The sequence below is a fragment of the Dactylosporangium sp. NPDC051087 genome (assembly GCF_055586325.1).
Genome location: NZ_JBVJIJ010000017.1, coordinates 25,645 through 43,136 on the forward strand (window position 1 = coordinate 25,645; position 17,492 = coordinate 43,136).

Below are 17,492 nucleotides of genomic sequence, written 5' to 3' on the forward strand. Positions count from 1 at the left end.
GCGCACACCCCACTCGACAACCCGGCCGCCGTCGCCCAGCTCCTGGACCGGCTGGCCGAGACCGGCGCACACGACCAGGCCGCCACGCTCCTGCGCCGTGACCCCGCCGGTCACGCCGCGCTCGACGACCCGGCGTCCGTCGCGGGGCTCCTCGACGGGCTGCACGCGGCCGGCGCCGACCAGCAGGCCGCCGCGCTCGCCGACCGCGCCGCCGCGCACACCCCACTCGACAACCCGGCCGCCGTCGCCCAGCTCCTGGACCGGCTGGCCGAGACCGGCGCACACGACCAGGCCGCCACGCTCCTGCGCCGCGACCCCGCCCGCCACGCCGCCCTCGACCGTCCCGCCGCGGTGGCCTGGCTGCTGGACAGCCTGGGCAGGGCGGACGCGCACGACCAGGTCACCGCGCTCGCCGAGCACGCCGCCGCCGGCGTCCCGCTCGACCACCCGGCGCTCGTGGCCCGGCTGCTGCAGGCACTCGGCGACGCCGGCGCGGCCGGCCAGGCCGCCGTGCTCGCCGGCCGCGCCGCCGCCGACGCCCCCCTCGACGACCCCGCCGGCGTGGCCCGGCTCCTCGGTGGGTTGCGCGGGTTCGGCGGCACGCCCGGACCGGCCGCGACGCTGCTGCAGCGCCGGCCCGCGGCCCACGTGTCGATCGACGACCCGGCCGCGGTGGCCGGACTGGCGGACAGGCTGCGCGAGGCCGGCGCGCACGACCAGGTCACCCTGCTGGCCGATCGGCTGCCGGCCGAGGGACGGTTCGACCTCCAGCGCGGCGACGGCGCGCAGTACCTGTTCGGGCGCGAGCCCGACGGCCGGCCGGCGGAGCCCTGGGGCTGGGCCGACCTGTACTGACCCCGTGCTGAACCTGGACTGACCTGGGACGACTAGAGCCGCTTTAGTCAGCGACCCCATGCTGGCTGCACGCACCGGATCGCGGCAGAAGGGACGTCCATGGCCGACAGCATCGTCTTCACCGGTCTCACCGAACTGGTCAATCTCCGCTACGAGGGCAACTCCCCGGACACGCCCGAGGTCGGGGACGCCGACTCCTACGACACCGTGCTGCTCGACGGTGAAGGCAACAAGGTCGGCACGCTCTCCGGCCGTGGCAAGGTCGCGTACCAGCGGCCCGGCGACAACCACGTGATGATCCACTACACGGAGGAGCTCGTCCTGGCGGACGGCACCGTTTCCATCGAAGGCTGGATCGACGCCAACGACATCCAGGCGGGCCAGTGGGTCACCCTGGGCGCCACCGGCGCCAGCGGCCCGTACAAGGGCTGGACGGGCGTCCGCATGCTCCGCATCAAGGAGCCGCACAAGGTGATGGACGCCGCCGTCTTCCTGTTCGGCTGAGCCTCCGCCGTCATGTCCGGTCGGTGCGCCCGACCGGCCGGACCGGCTCAGCGTCCATCAGCGCTCACCCTGGTCTTCCGGGCCCGGTGGCGGGCTTCCGCGCGCCCGGCCCATCAGAGGAGGTGCCGCACCATGACCGAAACACTCATGGAGGAGTGCCGTCTCGAAGGCGGCCCGGTCCACCTACCGGACCGCCTTCGCACGGCGCTCGTCCCGGTCGGAGACCTCAAGGTCAAGCTCAGCTTCTCCAACGGCTGGGAGCACTTCGAACGGGTCGCCGAGTTCACCGAGAACGGAGTTCCGATCTTCCGCTGGACCATGTGCACGAAGGTCGCGGAGTAGCCCGCAGCACGCGGCCCGGCAACGGAAAAGGCCGGCACGGAAGGGGATTCCTCTCCGTGCCGGCCTTCGATGCTGTCCGGCCCGCTCGCCGGGTCACCGGCCCGCGCGCGTCACCAGGTGACCGGCAGCGAGGACACGCCGTCGATCGCGCACACGCCGTTGATCGCGACCGTCTCCTTGTAGGGCAGGTCGTCGACGTCGACGGCGAGCCGCAGCGTGGGAATCCGGCGCACCAGCGTGCGGAAGGTGATCTCCAGCTGCGCCCTGGCCAGGTTCTGCCCCAGGCACTGGTGGATGCCGTAGCCGAAGGACACGTGGTGCCGGTCGCCGCGGCGCACGTCGAACTCGTCCGCGTTCGGGAAGGCGTCCTCGTCGCGGTTGGCCGAGGTGAGCGAGAACATCACCCCTTCACCGGCCTTGATGGTGACCCCGCCGATCTCGATGTCCTCCGTGGCGACGCGCGGCAGGCCGTCGGTGGTCGGTTGGAAGCGCAGCATCTCCTCGACCGTCTTGACCACCAGGTCCGGGTCGTCGCGGAGCTCGGCGAACGCGTCCGGGTTGCGCAGCAGGGCGATGGTGCCCAGCGCGATCATGTTCGACACGGTCTCGTGCCCGGCGACGAGCAGGAGCATGGCCATGCCGACCAGCTCCGGGTGGGTGAACACCTCGGTCTCCCGGTTGCGCACGACCAGGCGGCCGAGCAGGTCGTCGCCGGGGTCGCGTTCCTTGCTGGTGACCAGGTCCTCCATGAACTGGTTCAACGCGACGCCCGCCGCGAACTGCTCCTCCGGGGTACTGGTCACCAGCAGCAGCACCGCGGTCTGCGCCTGGAAGTACTTGCGGTCCTCGTCGGGCACGCCGAGCAGCTCACTGATCACCATGGCCGGCACCGGCGCGGCCAGCTCGTGGTACAGGTCGGCCTTGTTGCCGGCGGCGAGCATGGCGTCGATCCGCTCGTCCACGATCTCCTGGATGCGCGGGCGCAGCCCGGTGACCCGCCGCATGGTGAACTCGTTGACCACCATCCGCCGGGGCGCGTTGTGCTCCGGCGGGTCGAGACCGATCAGTGCCTTGCTGGCCCCGGCGAACCCTTCGCGCAGCTGCTGCTGCAGCATCCTGTGCTGCGGGAACTTCGGGTCGAAGCGGTCGGAGCTGAGCCTGGGGTCGGTGAGCAGCGCACGGACGTGCTCGTGCCGGGTGACCAGCCACACCTCCTGCTCGATGCGGTGCAGCATTACCCGGACGATCGGCTCCTCCGCGCGCAGCTGGGCGTACTCCTCCGGCGGGTCGAACGGGCAGCGGCGCGCGATCGGGAACTCCAACGGTTTCGTCATGCATGACCCCTCAGATCGGCAACCAGTACAACGCCGGCAGGGCCGGACGTCTGCGCGGCCCGCATCGCCGAACCGAGCCAGGTCGATGCCCCCCGCGCCGTCAGCATGGTGCGGCCGGCTAAAGCGGCCCTAACCCCGCCGGCTAAAGCGTCCCTAACCCCGCCGGTCCCGAGTGGAGCGCCGCTTTAGCCGACGCTCGCATCCTGGCGACCCGAAACCCCGAGCGCGGGCGGACGAGACGCCGCCCGGGCGAGCCCCGCCGGAGCCGACACGTGATCGAGCAGCTGTTGCCCGCCCCGGTGAGCGCGGCCGAGGCGTTCGGCGACGTCCCCGGCGAGGACCCGTTCCCGGGCGAGGAGTGGCTGGTCGAGCGGGCCGTCGAGGGCCGCCGCCGCGAGTTCGTCACCGCCCGCCGCTGCGCCCGCGAGGCGCTGCGCGGGCTCGGCCTCCCGCCGGCGCCGATCGGGGCGGGTCCGCGACGGGAGCCGCTGTGGCCGGCCGGGGTGGCCGGCGCCATCACGCACTGCACCGGCTACCGGGGCGCCGCGGTCACCCGGATCGGGGACCTCGCCGGCGTCGGCATCGACGCCGAGCCGGACGCGCCGCTGCCGGACGGCGTCGACGAGGCGGTGACCACGGCCGGTGAGCGCAGCATGCTCGCCGCGCTCACCGCGGCCGACCCGACCGTCCACTGGGGACGGTTGCTGTTCAGTGCCAAGGAGTCGGTGTTCAAGGCGTGGTATCCGCTGACCGGCCGGATGCTCGACTTCGTCGAGGCGGCGCTCACCATCGATCCGGTGTCCCGCACGTTCCGGGCGAGGGTGCTGGTCGACGGCCGCCGCACCGACGGCGGACCGCCGCTGATCGACTTCGAGGGACGGTTCCTGGCCGCGCGGGGGCTGCTGCTGACCGCCGTCACCGTCCCGTGAACCGTGCCCCTGCTCACTGTTCCTGGTCGGCCTTCAGGGAGGCGGTGAGGCTGAGCCAGGCGGCCCGCTCGGCGGCCGTCAGGCACCGCTCCGGCCGGTCGTGCTCCGGCGACGCCGGAAACACCGCCGCGTCCCGCGCGCCGTGCCGCGTCTCAGGGCCGGTCCCAGTGTTCGATTCGGCCTCCTGGCGGTGCCACTCCGCCGGCATCCAGATGGACGCGCCGAACAGGCTCAGCGCGGTCACCGCCCACGTCCCGCCACGCCGGATCCACCGCACGGCGGGAGACCTCCAGATCGCGGCGAGCGACGAGCGGATCGATGACATCAGGCGCTCCTGGGGAGGGAGCCCCAGTACAGGGAGCCGCGCTTGAGGAACGCTAAAGCGCCGGCGGCCCGAGGTGCCCGGGGGAGACACCTCGGACCGCCGACGGGTCAGGCGATGCCGGTGCCCGGCACGTCGAACACCCAGCCGTTGTTCCAGAACCAGTGCTTCAGCGAGGCGTCGGTACCGCGGGCGAACACCTGCAGCTTCCCGGCACCGTCCATCGTCACCGCGGGTGTGCCGGTGACCCCCGAGCCCGGCGCGTCGAACACCCAGCCGCCGGACCAGTACCAGTGCTTCAGCGAACCGTCCGTGCCGGCCGCGAACACCTGGACGGCGCCGTTGCCGTCCACCATCGTCGCCGGGGACCCGCCGACACCGGTGCCGGGGACGTCGTGCACCCAGCCGTTGTTCCAGAACCAGTGCTTCAGCGACGAGTCCGTGCCACGGGCGAACACCTGCAGCTTCCCGGCACCGTCCATCGTCACCGCCGGCGTACCAGTGACCCCGAGCCCGGCACGTCGTACTGCCAGCCGTTGCTCCAGTACCAGTGCTTCAGCGAACCGTCCGTGCCGGCCGCGAACACCTGCAGCGCGCCGTTGCCGTCCACCATCGCCGCCGGGGAGCCGGCGATGCCGGTGCCGGGCACGTCGAACACCCAGCCGTTGCTCCAGAACCAGTGCTTCAGCGACGAATCGGTGCCGCGGGCGAAGATGTGCACCGAGCCGTTGCCGTCGACGAGGGTCGACGGGCCCGCGTCCGTCCCGTAGAGCCGGTCGACGATGAGCTGCGCGTCGTGGACCTCGGCGCGGTACGCGGCCGGGAACGCCGAACGCTGCACGCCCTGGCAGATGTCGCCGATGTCGCCGCTCGTCCAGCCGTTGTTCGGGTAGATGCGCAGCATGGCGTCGAGGAACGCGTTCGTGGCGTAGACCGGGTCGATGAGCTGCGCCGGCGTGCCCCAGCCCTGCGACGGGCGCTGCTGGAACAGCCCGAGGCTGTCGTGGTCGACGGCCTGCGTGTAGTTGTGCAGGGTCGTCTCGGTGATGGCGGTGGCGACCGCGATGACCGCCGCGCGAGCGGGAAGGCCACGGCCGCGCACGACGCTGACGATCGCCCGGGCGCACGAGATGTTGTAGCCGTTGACGGCCCCGCCGAGCCGGCTGCCGTTCATCTGCGGGGCGAGCTGCTGGGCGAGGCTCGTGTCGGCCGCGGTCGTTCCTTCCGGGGTGCAGCCGGTGTACGAGGGCGCCGCGAGCCGGCCGGAGACGGGCCCGCCGGCCGGGCCGGGCAGCGCGCCCGGTGGCACCGGGTCGGCGTGTGCGGTGCCGGCGCCGGCGAGGAGCAGGCCGGCGACGACGGCGGCGGCCGCGACCGTTCGCACGGTGCGTCTGACGAGTGTCATGAGGGGTTCCTTCGATGTGTCGGGGCAGGGAACGGCGCGGTCCGAGGTGCTCGAGCTGCACCTCGGACCGCTTGGTGGGTCAGGCGATGCCGGTGCCGGGGACGTCGTGCACCCAGCCGTTGTTCCAGAACCAGTGCTTGAGCGAGGCGTCGGTGCCGGTGGCGAAGACCTGCAGCTTCCCGGCGCCGTCCATGCTCACCGCGGGTGTGCCGGTGATCCCGGTGCCGGGCACGTCGAACTGCCAGCCGTTGGACCAGTACCAGTGCTTCAGCGAACCGTCCGTCCCGGCCGCGAACACCTGCAGCGCGCCGTTGCCGTCCACGAGCGTCGCCGGGGACGCGCCGATGCCGGTGCCGGGCACGTCGTGCACCCAGCCGTTGTTCCAGAACCAGTGCTTCAGCGACGAGTCGGTGCCGCGGGCGAAGATGTGCAGCTTGCCGGCCGGGTCCATCGTCGCGGCAGGCCTGCCGGTGATCCCGGTGCCGGGCACGTCGTACTGCCAGCCGTTGCTCCAGTACCAGTGCTTCAGCGACCCGTCCGTTCCGGTGGCGAACACCTGCAGCGCGCCGTTGCCGTCGACCAGCGTCGCCGGGGAGCCGCCGATGCCGGTGCCGGGCACGTCGAACTGCCAGCCGTTGTTCCAGTACCAGTGCTTGAGCGAGGCGTCGGTGCCGCGGGCGAAGATGTGCAGCTTGCCGGCCGGGTCCGCGATCACCGCGGGCCTGCCGGTGATGCCGGTGCCGAGCACGTCGTACTGCCAGCCGCCGGACCAGTACCAGTGCTTCAGCGACCCGTCCGTGCCGGTCGCGAACACCTGCACGGAGCCGCTGCCGTCCACCATCGCCGCCGGGGAGCCGGCGATGCCGGTGCCGGGCACGTCGAACACCCAGCCGTTGCTCCAGAACCAGTGCTTCAGCGACGAGTCGGTGCCGCGGGCGAACGCGTGGACCGAACCGTTGCCGTCGACCAGCGTCGACGGGCCGATCGCGTCCGGGGCGACGTTGTCGCCGCAGTTCCGGCTCCGCTCCATGTACGAGTTTTCCCGGGCGTCGTCGGTGATGTCGGTCGGGGACCCGTTGATCCAGGCGTGGACCGCCCGCCAGTTCCCTTCGCTGTTCTGGTTCTGCTGCTCGTAGTGCAGGTGCGGGCCGCTGCTCGACTTGCCGGTGTTGCCCGTCCTCGCCACGTACTGGCCCTGCTCGACGCGTTGACCGTCGGCGAACTGGTACGAGTTGACCTGCAGGTGCAGGTACAGGGTGCGCCAGCCGTTGTCGTGCATGATGCTGACCTGGTAACCGCCGGACTCGCTGTGGCCGCGGTAGGCGATCCCGCCGGCGGAGGCCTGGTATTACACCCGCGGCGACCGGGCCGAGCCGGGCGCCGACGAGTGGGACGGCTGGGGGTTCGTGGCCACGGACGACATCCCCCTCGAGGAGCACCCGTCCCCCGTCATGCCGGAGTGCTGGTTCGCCGTGACGCCGAAGGCGTCGCAATAGGGCATCGCGGCTATCGCCGGCGTATGCGAAACCGCATACGCCCGTGCAACGGGTGCCCGGCTTCGATGGCGGTATGACTGAACCTCTGACAGCGCCGTCCCGCCGTACGGGCAGGATCGTGCTGCTGATCCTGGCGGTCGCCGGCCTGGTGTGCGCCGTCTACGCGGCGCGGATGCCGCTCACGATGGCCGCCCCGCGGTGCCTGGCCGGGCAGTGGCACGGGTGCTACGACACGGAGAACGGTGTCGTGCTCATGACGCTGGCCGGGTTGCCGCCCGCCGTCCTGGTGGCGTGGCTGCTGGCGTACCGGCGGCGGGCGCCCGCCGGGACGTCGCCGTGGCGGATGTCGCTGGCCGAGGTGGGCATGGTCTACGGGACGGTGCCGTTCGTGTGGATGACCATGATGCCGGGCCCCGGGGCGGGTGTCGTCCCCGGCCGGGTGAGCCTGGTCCCGCTGCGCGACCTCGTCACGATGGGACCGATCGGCATCGGCGGGAACCTGCTGGTCTTCGCGGCGCTGGGGTGCTTCGCGCCGATGCGGTTCGCGGCCCTCGCCTCCGTGCCGAGGGTCCTGGCGCTCGGGGCGGCCTGCTCGGTCATCGTCGAGACCGCCCAGTTCGTGCTTCGGCTTGACCGGGTGTCCTCGGTGGACGACGTCCTGGTCAACGCGACCGGCGCCGCGCTGGCCGCACTGGTGTCGCGGCCCTGGTGGCGATCTGATTCGCGCGCATCGCGCGGCTTATAGGCTGCCGGCATGCGCGTACTCATCGTGGAGGACGAGCCGTACCTGGCCGAGGCCGTCCGTGACGGTCTGCGGCTGGAGGCGATCGCCGCGGACGTCGCCGGGGACGGCGACACCGCCCTGGAGCTGCTCAGCGTCAACTCCTACGACATCGCGGTCCTGGACCGGGACATCCCCGGCCCGTCCGGCGACGAGGTCGCCCGGCGGATCGTCGCCTCCGGCAGCGGCATCCCGATCCTGATGCTCACCGCCGCCGACCGCCTCGACGACAAGGCGTCCGGGTTCGAGCTCGGCGCCGACGACTACCTCACGAAACCCTTCGCCCTGCAGGAGCTCGTGCTCCGCATCAGGGCGCTGGACCGCAGGCGCGGGCACAGCAGGCCACCGGTGCGGGAGATCGCCGGCCTGCGGGTGGATCCGTTCCGCCGCGAGGTGTACCGCGACGACCGGTACATCGCGCTCACCCGCAAGCAGTTCGCCGTCCTCGAGGTGCTCGTCACCGCCGAAGGGGGCGTCGTCAGCGCCGAGGAGCTGCTGGAGCGCGCCTGGGACGAGCACGCGGACCCGTTCACCAACGCCGTGCGCATCACCGTCTCGGCACTGCGCAAACGGCTCGGCGAGCCCGGGATCATCGCCACGGTCGCCGGGGTCGGGTACCGCATCGACACCGCACGACCGTGAACAGGGCACCGGGCGTGAGCGTCCGCCTCAGACTGACCCTCAGCTACGCGGGATTCCTTTTGCTCGCGGGCGTGCTGCTGCTGGCCACCGTGTGGGTGTTCCTGCTGCGCTACGTGCCCAACCCGTCAGGTGCCGCACCCGGTCCGCGCGTGCCGTTGCTGCGCGGCCCCAGCCGCGACGACCTCCTGGCGGCCTTCGCCCCGCGGGCCGCGCAGGTGCTGGTGTTCCTGCTGGTGTTCGGGCTCGCCGGAGGGTGGTTCCTCGCCGGTCGCATGCTCACCCCGCTCACCCGCATCGCCGACGCCACCCGCAAGGCCACGAACGGCTCGCTGTCCCACCGGATCCGGATGCCCGGCCGCAACGACGAGTTCCGCGAGCTGGCGGACGCCTTCGACACCATGCTCGCCCGGCTCGAGGCGCACGTCGCCGAGCAGCGGCGGTTCGCCGCCAACGCCTCCCACGAGCTGCGCACTCCCCTGGCCATCTCGCAGGCGCTGCTCGACGTGGCCCACAGGGACCCGACGCGGGACCCGGCCGAGCTCGTCGAGCGGCTCCGGGCCGTCAACACCCGGGCGATCAACCTCACCGAGGCGCTGCTGCTGCTCGGCCGCGCCGACCGGCGGTCGTTCCCCCGGGAACCCGTCGACCTGTCCCTCCTGGCGGAGGAGGCGACCGAGACGCTCCTGCCCCTCGCGGAGCGGCACGGCGTCACCGTCGAGACCACCGGCGACGTGGCACCCGCCCTCGGGTCACCCGCGCTGCTGCTGCAGCTGACGACGAACCTCGTCCACAACGCGATCGTGCACAACCTGCCGGAGCGGGGCACCGTGCGGGTGACGACCGGCGTCCTGCCCGGCGCGGTCGTGCTCGCCGTCGAGAACACCGGCGGGACGCTCACCCCGGAGTCGGTGGCCACGTTCGTCGAGCCGTTCCAGCGCGGCACCGAACGCGCGCACACCACGCACGAGGGCGCCGGCCTGGGCCTGGCGATCGTCAGGAGCATCGCCACCGCCCACGACGGCACCCTCACCCTCACCGCCCGCGCCGGCGGCGGCCTCCGCGTCACGGTGCGGCTGCCGCCGGCCGACCGGCCCGAAAGACCCTGACGCGCCGGCGTCAGGCGCGGTACGCGGTAGACCACGCCGTCACCGCCGGGAACGAGCCCCAGTTGTTGCCGGCCGGGACGTGTTGTCGTGCGCGAGCGCCGTCGGCACGATGTCGGCAGCGGTGACCGGAGAGTGCGGCGCCAGAGCGACGCAGGGCTGCATTCACAATATGGAAGCTCCTTGCAGGATCGCCGCGAAGATCTGGAAACTAGCGCATCGGCGGTTGCGCCCCGGTGACCGTTGAGGCTAGATTCGCTTCCGGGATGCCGGATTCAGCTGGCAAAACGGGTTCGTGCACATACTGCAACAACATTGCAGAAGGTGGGGACGGCAGCGGTGAACGGTCCAGCCACGACCGCCGCGATCGAGGCAGTGGCAACCCGCGCGTTGGACCATCCGTACAAGATCTGGGGCTTCGGCGAAGGCATGGCGCTGCTCGGCGTCCTCGGGGCCGGGGAGCGGCTGCGGCGACCGGCGTGGATCGACGCGGTGGCGGACCTGGTCGGTCCTTCGCTCTCCCGGCCGGCCGGGCCCACCGATCACCTGATCCCGGTCGACGTGCTCGTCGAGCTGGCCCGGCTGCGGCCGGCGGTCACCGTGGACGCGGCCCTGCACCGGTTCCGGACCGCGGTGCTCGGCGCCGCGCGGCCCGTGGCCGGCAGGCCTGCCGTGCACCGGCCCGACCTGCCCGGCCTGAGCACGACGATCTGGGTCGACTGCCTGCACACCGACGGTCCCGGGCTCGCCGCGACCGCCGGCCACCGAGTCGCGGCGGAGCAGGTCGAGGACGTCGCGGCGGTGCTGCAGGACGGGACCGGCCTGTTCAGCCACGGCTACGACGCCGGCGACGGCACGGCCAACGGGGTGCACTGGGGCCGCGGGCAGGGCTGGGCACTGCACGGGCTGCTCGCCGCCGGGGCACCGCTGCGGGGCCGGCTCGACCGGCTCCTGACCGCACTGTCCGGCCATGAGCGCGACGGCACGTGGCGCACCATCGTCGACGACCCGGACGCGCCGGTCGAGCTCAGCGTCAGTGCCCTGGTCGCCGCCGGCACGCTGCACGACCCGGCGTGGGCGGCGCTGGGTGCGCGGGCGCTGAACGCCGCCGTCGCCGGGCTCGACGCCGGCGGCGGGCTGCCCGTCTCGGCCGCCACGCCGGTCGGCCCGCCGGCCGTCTACCTGGACCGCGACACCGGCGTCTTCCCGTGGGGTCAGGGACCGCTGCTGCTCGCCCTGCTGTCCGCCGATCAGGAGGCGCGATGAAGATCGAGACGGTGGAGGCGTTCGTCCTGCGGGTCCCGCCCGCCGAGACCTACTGGGGCGCCCGGACGTGGAGCGCCGACCGGGGAGCGGAGCTCGGCACCTATCCCGTCACGGCCCGCCGGCGGTATGCGTACTCCAGCACCATCGACACCGTGCTGGTCCGGGTCGTCACGTCCGACGGCGTCGCCGGCTGGGGCGAGTGCAAGGCGCCGGTGGCCGCCCCGGCGACCGCCGCGCTCGTCACCGAGCTCCTCACGCCGATCGTGGCCGGCAGCCGCGTCGACGAGATCGCAGTCACCTGGGAGCGCATGTACGCGGCGATGCGGGTCCGCGGCCACGACAGCGGCTTCTGGCTCGAGGCGCTGTCCGGGCTGGACATCGCGCTGTGGGACGCGTGGGGGCGGACCCTGCGGCAGCCGGTGCACGCGCTGCTCGGCGGCGCGTTCCGCACGAGCGTGCCGGTGTACGCGTCAGGGATCCCGGCGGGACCCGACACCGGGCGGGTGCGCGCCGAGGCGGACCGGCTCACCGCCGGCGGGTACACCGCGATCAAGGTGGCGATCGGCACCGACCCGGCCGCGGACGTCGCCTGCGTCGCCGCCGTCGCCGAGGCGCTCGGCACCGGTGGCCGCGTGTACGCCGACGCCGCCGGCCAGTACGACCAGCGGCAGGCGCTGCGGGTCGGCCGGGCGCTCGACGAGCTCGGCGCCGGCTTCTTCGAGATGCCGGTCCCGCCCGAGCACATCGACGGCTACCGTGACCTGGCGCTTCGCCTCGACACGCCGCTCGCCCTGGACTCGCTGGCGACCCGGCACCGGGCGCTGGACTTCCTGCGGGTCGGCGCGCTGCACGTCCTGCAGCCCGACGTCTGCCGGGCCGGCGGCATCACCGGCGTGATGCGCATCGCCGCCCTCGCCGACGCGTTCGGCGCGGTCGCCACCCCGCACGTCAGCATCGGCTCCGCGGTGCACTTCGCCGCCAGCCTGCAGTGCGCCGCCGCCATCCCCAACTTCGAGGTCTGCGAGCACTGGATCGGCACCAACCCGCTCGGCGTGCCGGTCGCGCCCGACCTGGACCTGCCCAGCGCCGGTCACCGCACCGTCACCGGCGGCGCCGGTCTGGGCATCACCGTCGACGAGCAGGCCGTGCGCGCGATGGCCCGTCAGGCCAGGTGACTGACCCGGCCCGAGGTGGCGTGCTGCTCGTAGGCGCTCTCGGCGTGGATGACGAGGTCGAGGCCGCCGCGCTCGTGCTCCGGGGCGACGCGGAAGCCGACGGTCCGGTCGATGGCCTTCGCGACCACCCAGGTGACGGCGAACGCGTACACGGCGACGACCAGCACCGCGAGGGACTGCCGGCCCAGCAGGTCCAGCCCGCCGCCGAAGATGAGCCCCTCGTCGCCGCCGGTGACCGTCGCGGTGGCGAGGACGCCGATGAGGACGGTGCCGATGAGGCCGCCGATGCCGTGGACGCCGACGACGTCGAGCGAGTCGTCGTAGCCCATCTTGTACTTGAGGCCGACGGCGTAGCAGCAGGCGACGCCGGCGATGGTGCCGATGGCGAGGGCGCCGAGCGGGTTGACGGCACCGCACGACGGGGTGATCGCGACGAGGCCGGCGACCGCGCCGGAGGCGGCGCCCAGGGTGGTCGGGTGCCCGTCGCGCCAGCGTTCGACGATCAGCCAGCCGCCGACCGCGGCGGCGCCGGCGACCTGCGTGTTGAAGAAGGCGGTGGAGGCGACGCCGCCGGTGGTGAGCGCGGAGCCGGCGTTGAAGCCGAACCAGCCGAACCACAGCAGCCCGGCGCCGAGGATGACCAGCGGCAGGCTGTGCGGCCGCATCGCCTCGGTGCGGAACCCGAGCCGTGGCCCGAGGACGATCGCGAGGGCCAGGGCGGACGCGCCGGAGTTGACCTCGACGACGGTGCCGCCGGCGAGGTCGAGGATGCGCAGGTGGGTGGCGATCCAGCCGCCGCCGAACACCCAGTGCGCGATCGGCACGTACACCACCAGGACCCAGATCGCGACGAACGCGATCCATGAGCCGAACTTCGCGCGGTCGGCGATCGCCCCGCTCAGCAGTGCCGCGGTGATGATGGCGAACATCAGCTGGAACCCGGCGAACGCCATCGTCGGCACCGAGCCGGTGAGGTCCTTCGGCCCGATCCCGGCCATCCCGGCGTGTTCGAGGGAGCCGATCAGGCCGCCGTGGTCCTCGCCGAACGCGAGGGAGTAGCCGGCGAGCAGCCACACGACGGTGACGACGGCGAGGCAGGCGAACGACATCATGAGCATGTTGAGCGCGCTCTTGATCCGCACCATGCCGCCGTAGAACAGTGCCAGGCCCGGCACCATCAGCAGCACCAGTGCCGCGCTCACCAGCAGCCAGGCGGTGTCACCCGCGCTGAACCCCTCCGGCATCCCGGACCCCTCCCCTTCCGCATGTGGTCCGTGATCGCCGTTGATCGCGTGGCATGCAGCGTCGCGGCCCCGCGTTTCACCCGTTGTTCAGCATCGTTTCGAACATGTTTCCTGCGTGACACGCACGACCTGAACGAAACGTCAGGCGACCCGCCGGGTGTACAGGTATCCGTGCAGCTGCCCGGCCAGCTCCCAGGCGAGCGGCTCACAACCGTCGGCGGCCGCGTGCTCGATGACCGCGACGATCTGCGGCAGCTCGGCGTCCAGCCACGCGAGCGCGACCTGGACGTCGCCGCCGAAACACGCGTACTGCACCCCGGGCGCGGCCGGGGCGGCGAGGTCCGGGCGGTGCAGCCGTACCGCGTCCGCGATCCGGATCGCGAAGAACTGCCGCAGCCGGTGCAGCGCCGCGGTGCGCACCTCCGCGGGGTCGGCGGTCCGCGCGCGGTGCCGGCCGAGCTCCCGGGCCGGGGCGAAGAGCCGGTGCCGGCCGGTCGGCGACGTGCGGAGCAGGCCGGCGCCGGTCAGCTCGTCGAGGATCTCGCCGGTCTGGTCCTCGGCGCGGCCGAGCAGCGCGCAGACGGCCGGAAGTGCCAGGTCCGCCTCCGGTGCCAGGGCCAGCAGCCGCAACGCGCGCGCCGCGGGCGGGGAGAGCGTCGCGTAGCCGGCGGCCGGGTCGGCGCCGGGCGACTCCCGCGGCCGCCGCTCGGCGGCCACGGCACGCGCGGCGGCGCCCGCCATCGGACCGGCGGCCCTCGGCCGGGGCACGGCCGGCGCGTCCGGCCTCCCCGGCCGCGTGGACAGCGCCGGGTCGCGGACCCAGTGCTGGCGGAGCACCCGCTGCCGGCTCTCGGCCAGCTCGGGGCCCGGGTCGATGCCCAGGTCCTCGTCGAGGCGCCCGCGGACCACGTCGTACGCGCGCAGCGCCTCGGCCTGCAGTCCGGTGGCGGCGAGCGCCACCACGTAGTGGCCCCACAACGGCTCGTGCAACGGGTGCCGCGTGGTGAAGGCGCGCAGTATCGGCAGCGACCGGTCGTGCCGCCCGGCGGCGTCGGCGAGCGCCGCGTGCCGCAGCACGGCGGCGATCCGCTCGTCGGTCAGCGCGAGCGCGAGGGGGTGCCCGGCCATGGCGGGCACGTCGGCGACCGGATCGCCGCGCCACAGCCGCAGCGCCCGTTCGAGCAGGTCGATCGCCCGCTCTCCAGCGGCGTCCCCAGCGGCGTCCCCAGCGGCGTCTCCCGCGTCGGCGACGAGCCCGCGGAAGCGCAGCAGGTCCAGCTCGTCGCCGCCGGCCCGCAGGACGTAGCCGCCGTACGCGCCGCGGGCGACCTCCAGCGGGCGCAGCGCCGGCCGGAGCCGGGCCACGTAGGTGTGCATGAGGTTCCCGGCCGACGCGGGCTCGCTGCCGCCCCACAGCAGCTCGCTGAGCTCCGCGCGGGACACCACCTCGTTGGGCGTGACCGCGAGCCGGGCGAGGACGGTCCGCTGCCGGTCACCGCCCAGCGGCCGGGTGCCGAGCTCCATCGGGCCGAGCACCCCGAGCACGGGCGCGTCGCCGCCGCGGGCCGGTCCGCCCGGCGGCTCCGGACGCGCCGCGGCGTGGCGGAGCCGGTCGGCGTCGGGTCCGGTGAGGCCGAGCGCGGCGAGCAGCGACCGCACCGAGGCGGGCTGCGGGTGCCGGGTCCTGCCCTGCTCGAGGTCGCGCAGGGCGGCGATGCTGATCCCGGCCTTCGCGGCCAGCTCCCGCTGCGACAGCGCCGCCGCCACCCGGGCGGCGCGCACCAGCTCACCGAATGCCGCCCCCGCCAGATCCCCGACCAAGCAAGCCCCCGTGGTCCGATCGCAGCCGGGCCGATCCTAGTACGGTGCGCCGCCGCGGCGCTGCCCCGTCACAGGCGGTCAGAGCTGGGCGGCGGCGGCCCCACGGTGGGATCACAGTCGATGCGGGCCGGCACGTTTGCTACACAGGTGCCGTGCAGCTTGAGAGGCGGGTGCCCGGCCCGATGGAGGTCCACCGCGGCGGCGGTGCGCGACCGGCTGCCGCCCCCGCGCAGCTGCCGATGGACGTGCACGGGTTCACCGGCCGGGACGCCGCCGTCGCCCGGCTGGACACGCTGCTCCCGCCGCCGGGCTCGCAGCCGACGGCGGTGCGGGTCGGCGCGGTCTGGGGCATGGCCGGCGTCGGCAAGACCGCGCTCGTGCTGCACTGGGCGCACCTGCGGGCCGCCCGGTTCCCCGACGGCCAGCTGTACGTGAACCTGCGCGGCTTCGACCCGGACCGGCCGGCGACCGACCCGGCGGAGGCGGTCCGCGGCTTCCTCGACGCGCTCGGCGCGGCCGCCGGGACGTTGCCGGCCGACCTCGACGGGCAGGCGGCGCTGTTCCGCAGCATGATGGCCGGCCGCCGGATGCTGGTCGTGCTGGACAACGCCCGCGACGCCGAGCACGTGCGGATGCTGCTGCCCGGCTCCCCCGGCTGCGTCGCCCTGGTGACCAGCCGCAACCGGCTGACCGGGCTGGTCGCGTCGCACGGCGCGCTGCCGCTGCCGCTCGGCGTGCTGGACCGCGAGGCCGCGCACCGGCTGCTGACCGACCGCCTCGGCGGCGACCGGGTGGACAGCTGCGCCATCGGGGCCGTCGGGGCCGTCGGGGCCATTGAGGCCATTGAGGCCATGGACGCGATCGTCGACGGCTGCGCCGGGCTGCCGCTCGCGCTGTCCATCGTGGCGGCCCGCGCGGCCGGTGAACCCGGGCTCACCCTGGCCGGGCTCGCCGGGCAGCTGCGGGCCGCCCGCGACCGGCTCGACGCGCTGCGCGAGGACGACGCCGACGTGCGCGCCGCGTTCGCCTGCTCGTTCCAGCGGCTGAGCCCGGCCGCGGCAAGGCTGTTCCGGCTGCTCGGCCGCCATCCCGGGCCGGACGTGACCGTGCACGCCGCGGCCAGCCTCGCCGGCGCCCCGCCCGAGGACGTCCGGCCGCAGCTGGGCGAGCTGTGCCGCGCCAACCTGCTCACCGAGCACACGGCCGGGCGCTACGCGGCCCACGACCTGCTGCACGCCTACGCCGTCGAACTGGCCGCCGAGGACGCGGACGGCGCGCCGGTACAGCGGCTGCTCGACCACTACGTGCACGCGGCCTACGCGGCGGCGGTGCTCATCACCCCGCACCGCGGGAAGTTCACGCTGGACCCGCCGCTGCCGGGCACGCACGTCCCGCGGCTCGCCTCGGCCGAGGAGGCGCTGGCCTGGTTCGCCGCGGAACGCGCCGGGCTCGTCGCCGCGGTCGAGCTGGCCGCCGCCGCCCGGCTCACCCAGCAGACGTGGCGGCTGGCGTGGGCGTCGACCGTGTACTTCTCGCGGCAGGGCCACTGCCACGAGTGGGCGGCGATGCAGCACGCCGCCCTGCGGGTCGCGGTCGAGGCCGGCGACGTCGCCCGGCAGGCCGAGGCGCACCGGGCGCTGCTGCGGGCGTACGGCCGCCTCGGCGTGGACGCCGACGCCGACCGGCACGCCGAGCTGGCCCTGGCCCTGTTCGCGGCGGCCGGCGACCCGACCGGGCAGGCGCACACGCACCTCAACATGGCGACCGTCCTGGGCCGGCGCGGCCTGAACCGGGCGGCGCTGCACCACAACGAGCAGGCCCTGGTCCTGTACCGCGCCGCCGGTGACCTGCTCGGTCAGGCGGAGGCGCTGAACTCGGTCGGATACCAGCACGGCCTGCTCGGCGACCACCGGCGCAACCTCGAGCACGGCCGGGAGGCCCTCGCCCTGCTCCGCCGGATCGGCGCCCCGACCCGCGAGCTCAACACCCTCGACAGCATGGGTCACGCCCACCACCACCTCGGCGACCTGCCGGCGGCCATGGCCTGCTTCCGGGAGGCGCTGGTGCTGATCGAAGCGACCGGCGACCGGGTCAACGAGGCCGAGATCCGCCTGCACCTCGGCGACGCGCTGGACGCCTCCGGTCAGCGGGACGCCGCCCGCGAGGAATGGCGCCGGGCGGTGCACATCCTCGACGCGATCGGCCACGCGGACGCGGCGCTCGGCCGAGCGAGACTCGACCGGGCCACACCGTAGGCCCGCGGCCGGTACGCT

At 73.9% G+C, this 17,492-nt stretch carries 17 protein-coding genes and 1 pseudogene; 10 read left to right on the plus strand and 8 right to left on the minus strand.

The genetic code is table 11. The annotated features are described in order from the left end of the window. From ACZ6TV_RS30225 to ACZ6TV_RS30235, 3 genes are all read left to right on the plus strand, one after another. A partial coding sequence (locus ACZ6TV_RS30225; protein WP_465300685.1) for a hypothetical protein occupies positions 1 to 855 on the plus strand: 855 nt, incomplete at its 5' end. 99 nt (positions 856 to 954) lie between these two features. Continuing rightward, positions 955 to 1,359, plus strand: a complete 405-nt coding sequence (locus ACZ6TV_RS30230; RefSeq protein ID WP_465300686.1) for an allene oxide cyclase barrel-like domain-containing protein — start codon at positions 955 to 957, stop codon at positions 1,357 to 1,359. A 132-nt stretch (positions 1,360 to 1,491) separates the two neighbouring features. Then, positions 1,492 to 1,701 (plus strand): DUF5988 family protein, encoded by a 210-nt coding sequence (locus tag ACZ6TV_RS30235; RefSeq protein ID WP_465300687.1) that lies wholly within the window; start codon positions 1,492 to 1,494, stop codon positions 1,699 to 1,701. Between the two features lie 110 nt (positions 1,702 to 1,811). On the opposite strand, the gene ACZ6TV_RS30240 is transcribed toward ACZ6TV_RS30235, so the two are convergent. Continuing rightward, entirely contained in the window at positions 1,812 to 3,035 is a 1,224-nt protein-coding gene (locus tag ACZ6TV_RS30240; RefSeq protein ID WP_465300688.1) for a cytochrome P450, read from the minus strand. A 272-nt stretch (positions 3,036 to 3,307) separates the two neighbouring features. Between ACZ6TV_RS30240 and ACZ6TV_RS30245 the strand changes: the two genes are divergently transcribed. Then, the gene (locus ACZ6TV_RS30245) at positions 3,308 to 3,964 is read left to right on the plus strand and encodes a 4'-phosphopantetheinyl transferase family protein (protein WP_465300689.1); all 657 of its coding nucleotides are present in this window, start codon (positions 3,308 to 3,310) and stop codon (positions 3,962 to 3,964) included. A gap of 13 nt (positions 3,965 to 3,977) precedes the next feature. Here ACZ6TV_RS30245 and ACZ6TV_RS30250 read toward each other — a convergent pair whose 3' ends face one another. The 5 genes and pseudogenes from ACZ6TV_RS30250 to ACZ6TV_RS30270 all read right to left on the minus strand — a co-directional run. Then, a complete protein-coding gene (locus ACZ6TV_RS30250; RefSeq protein WP_465300690.1) occupies positions 3,978 to 4,289 on the minus strand; it encodes a hypothetical protein in 312 nt (103 codons plus the stop codon). Positions 4,290 to 4,396: 107 nt separating this feature from the next. Then, positions 4,397 to 4,768 (minus strand): DUF8189 domain-containing protein, encoded by a 372-nt coding sequence (locus ACZ6TV_RS30255; RefSeq protein ID WP_465300843.1) that lies wholly within the window; start codon positions 4,766 to 4,768, stop codon positions 4,397 to 4,399. Positions 4,769 to 4,770: 2 nt separating this feature from the next. Then, entirely contained in the window at positions 4,771 to 5,691 is a 921-nt protein-coding gene (locus tag ACZ6TV_RS30260; protein WP_465300691.1) for a hypothetical protein, read from the minus strand. 79 nt (positions 5,692 to 5,770) lie between these two features. Beyond that, positions 5,771 to 6,721 (minus strand): DUF8189 domain-containing protein, encoded by a 951-nt coding sequence (locus ACZ6TV_RS30265; RefSeq protein ID WP_465300844.1) that lies wholly within the window; start codon positions 6,719 to 6,721, stop codon positions 5,771 to 5,773. Between the two features lie 93 nt (positions 6,722 to 6,814). Further along, positions 6,815 to 7,021, minus strand: a pseudogene (locus tag ACZ6TV_RS30270) (M23 family metallopeptidase); the annotation flags it as partial. A gap of 239 nt (positions 7,022 to 7,260) precedes the next feature. Here ACZ6TV_RS30270 and ACZ6TV_RS30275 point away from each other — a divergent pair. From ACZ6TV_RS30275 to ACZ6TV_RS30295, 5 genes are all read left to right on the plus strand, one after another. After that, positions 7,261 to 7,932, plus strand: a complete 672-nt coding sequence (locus ACZ6TV_RS30275) for a VanZ family protein (RefSeq protein WP_465300692.1) — start codon at positions 7,261 to 7,263, stop codon at positions 7,930 to 7,932. 9 nt (positions 7,933 to 7,941) lie between these two features. Continuing rightward, positions 7,942 to 8,610 carry a response regulator transcription factor gene (locus ACZ6TV_RS30280; protein ID WP_465300693.1) on the plus strand — a complete coding sequence of 223 codons (669 nt, stop codon included), beginning with the start codon at positions 7,942 to 7,944 and terminating at the stop codon, positions 8,608 to 8,610. A 14-nt stretch (positions 8,611 to 8,624) separates the two neighbouring features. Then, on the plus strand, positions 8,625 to 9,716 hold the full coding sequence (locus ACZ6TV_RS30285; protein WP_465300694.1) for a sensor histidine kinase: 1,092 nt from the start codon (positions 8,625 to 8,627) through the stop codon (positions 9,714 to 9,716). Between the two features lie 336 nt (positions 9,717 to 10,052). After that, complete coding sequence (locus tag ACZ6TV_RS30290; protein WP_465300695.1) at positions 10,053 to 10,979, plus strand: glycoside hydrolase family 88 protein; 927 nt, start codon at positions 10,053 to 10,055, stop codon at positions 10,977 to 10,979. Beyond that, a complete protein-coding gene (locus ACZ6TV_RS30295) occupies positions 10,976 to 12,154 on the plus strand; it encodes a mandelate racemase/muconate lactonizing enzyme family protein (protein ID WP_465300696.1) in 1,179 nt (392 codons plus the stop codon). The genes ACZ6TV_RS30290 and ACZ6TV_RS30295 overlap by 4 nt, the downstream gene beginning before the upstream one ends. Here ACZ6TV_RS30295 and ACZ6TV_RS30300 read toward each other — a convergent pair. Then, on the minus strand, positions 12,142 to 13,398 hold the full coding sequence (locus ACZ6TV_RS30300; RefSeq protein WP_465300697.1) for an ammonium transporter: 1,257 nt from the start codon (positions 13,396 to 13,398) through the stop codon (positions 12,142 to 12,144). The two genes, ACZ6TV_RS30295 and ACZ6TV_RS30300, sit on opposite strands and share 13 nt — an antisense overlap. A 141-nt stretch (positions 13,399 to 13,539) precedes the next feature. Next, entirely contained in the window at positions 13,540 to 15,219 is a 1,680-nt protein-coding gene (locus ACZ6TV_RS30305) for a BTAD domain-containing putative transcriptional regulator (protein ID WP_465300698.1), read from the minus strand. 152 nt (positions 15,220 to 15,371) lie between these two features. Between ACZ6TV_RS30305 and ACZ6TV_RS30310 the strand changes: the two genes are divergently transcribed. Next, positions 15,372 to 17,474, plus strand: a complete 2,103-nt coding sequence (locus ACZ6TV_RS30310; protein ID WP_465300699.1) for an ATP-binding protein — start codon at positions 15,372 to 15,374, stop codon at positions 17,472 to 17,474. The last annotated feature ends 18 nt before the right edge of the window (positions 17,475 to 17,492 follow it).

Excerpts from the sequence above, each read along its gene's own strand:
- ACZ6TV_RS30260 (WP_465300691.1), bottom strand. The coding sequence starts at position 5,691 with ATGACACTCGTCAGACGCACCGTGCGAACGGTCGCGGCCGCCGCCGTC.
- ACZ6TV_RS30230 (WP_465300686.1), top strand. The coding sequence starts at position 955 with ATGGCCGACAGCATCGTCTTCACCGGTCTCACCGAACTGGTCAATCTC.
- ACZ6TV_RS30240 (WP_465300688.1), bottom strand. The coding sequence starts at position 3,035 with ATGACGAAACCGTTGGAGTTCCCGATCGCGCGCCGCTGCCCGTTCGAC.
- ACZ6TV_RS30280 (WP_465300693.1), top strand. The coding sequence starts at position 7,942 with ATGCGCGTACTCATCGTGGAGGACGAGCCGTACCTGGCCGAGGCCGTC.
- ACZ6TV_RS30265 (WP_465300844.1), bottom strand. The coding sequence starts at position 6,721 with ATGGAGCGGAGCCGGAACTGCGGCGACAACGTCGCCCCGGACGCGATC.
- ACZ6TV_RS30250 (WP_465300690.1), bottom strand. The coding sequence starts at position 4,289 with ATGTCATCGATCCGCTCGTCGCTCGCCGCGATCTGGAGGTCTCCCGCC.
- ACZ6TV_RS30255 (WP_465300843.1), bottom strand. The coding sequence starts at position 4,768 with ATGGACGGTGCCGGGAAGCTGCAGGTGTTCGCCCGTGGCACGGACTCG.
- ACZ6TV_RS30295 (WP_465300696.1), top strand. The coding sequence starts at position 10,976 with ATGAAGATCGAGACGGTGGAGGCGTTCGTCCTGCGGGTCCCGCCCGCC.
- ACZ6TV_RS30235 (WP_465300687.1), top strand. The coding sequence starts at position 1,492 with ATGACCGAAACACTCATGGAGGAGTGCCGTCTCGAAGGCGGCCCGGTC.
- ACZ6TV_RS30275 (WP_465300692.1), top strand. The coding sequence starts at position 7,261 with ATGACTGAACCTCTGACAGCGCCGTCCCGCCGTACGGGCAGGATCGTG.
- ACZ6TV_RS30300 (WP_465300697.1), bottom strand. The coding sequence starts at position 13,398 with ATGCCGGAGGGGTTCAGCGCGGGTGACACCGCCTGGCTGCTGGTGAGC.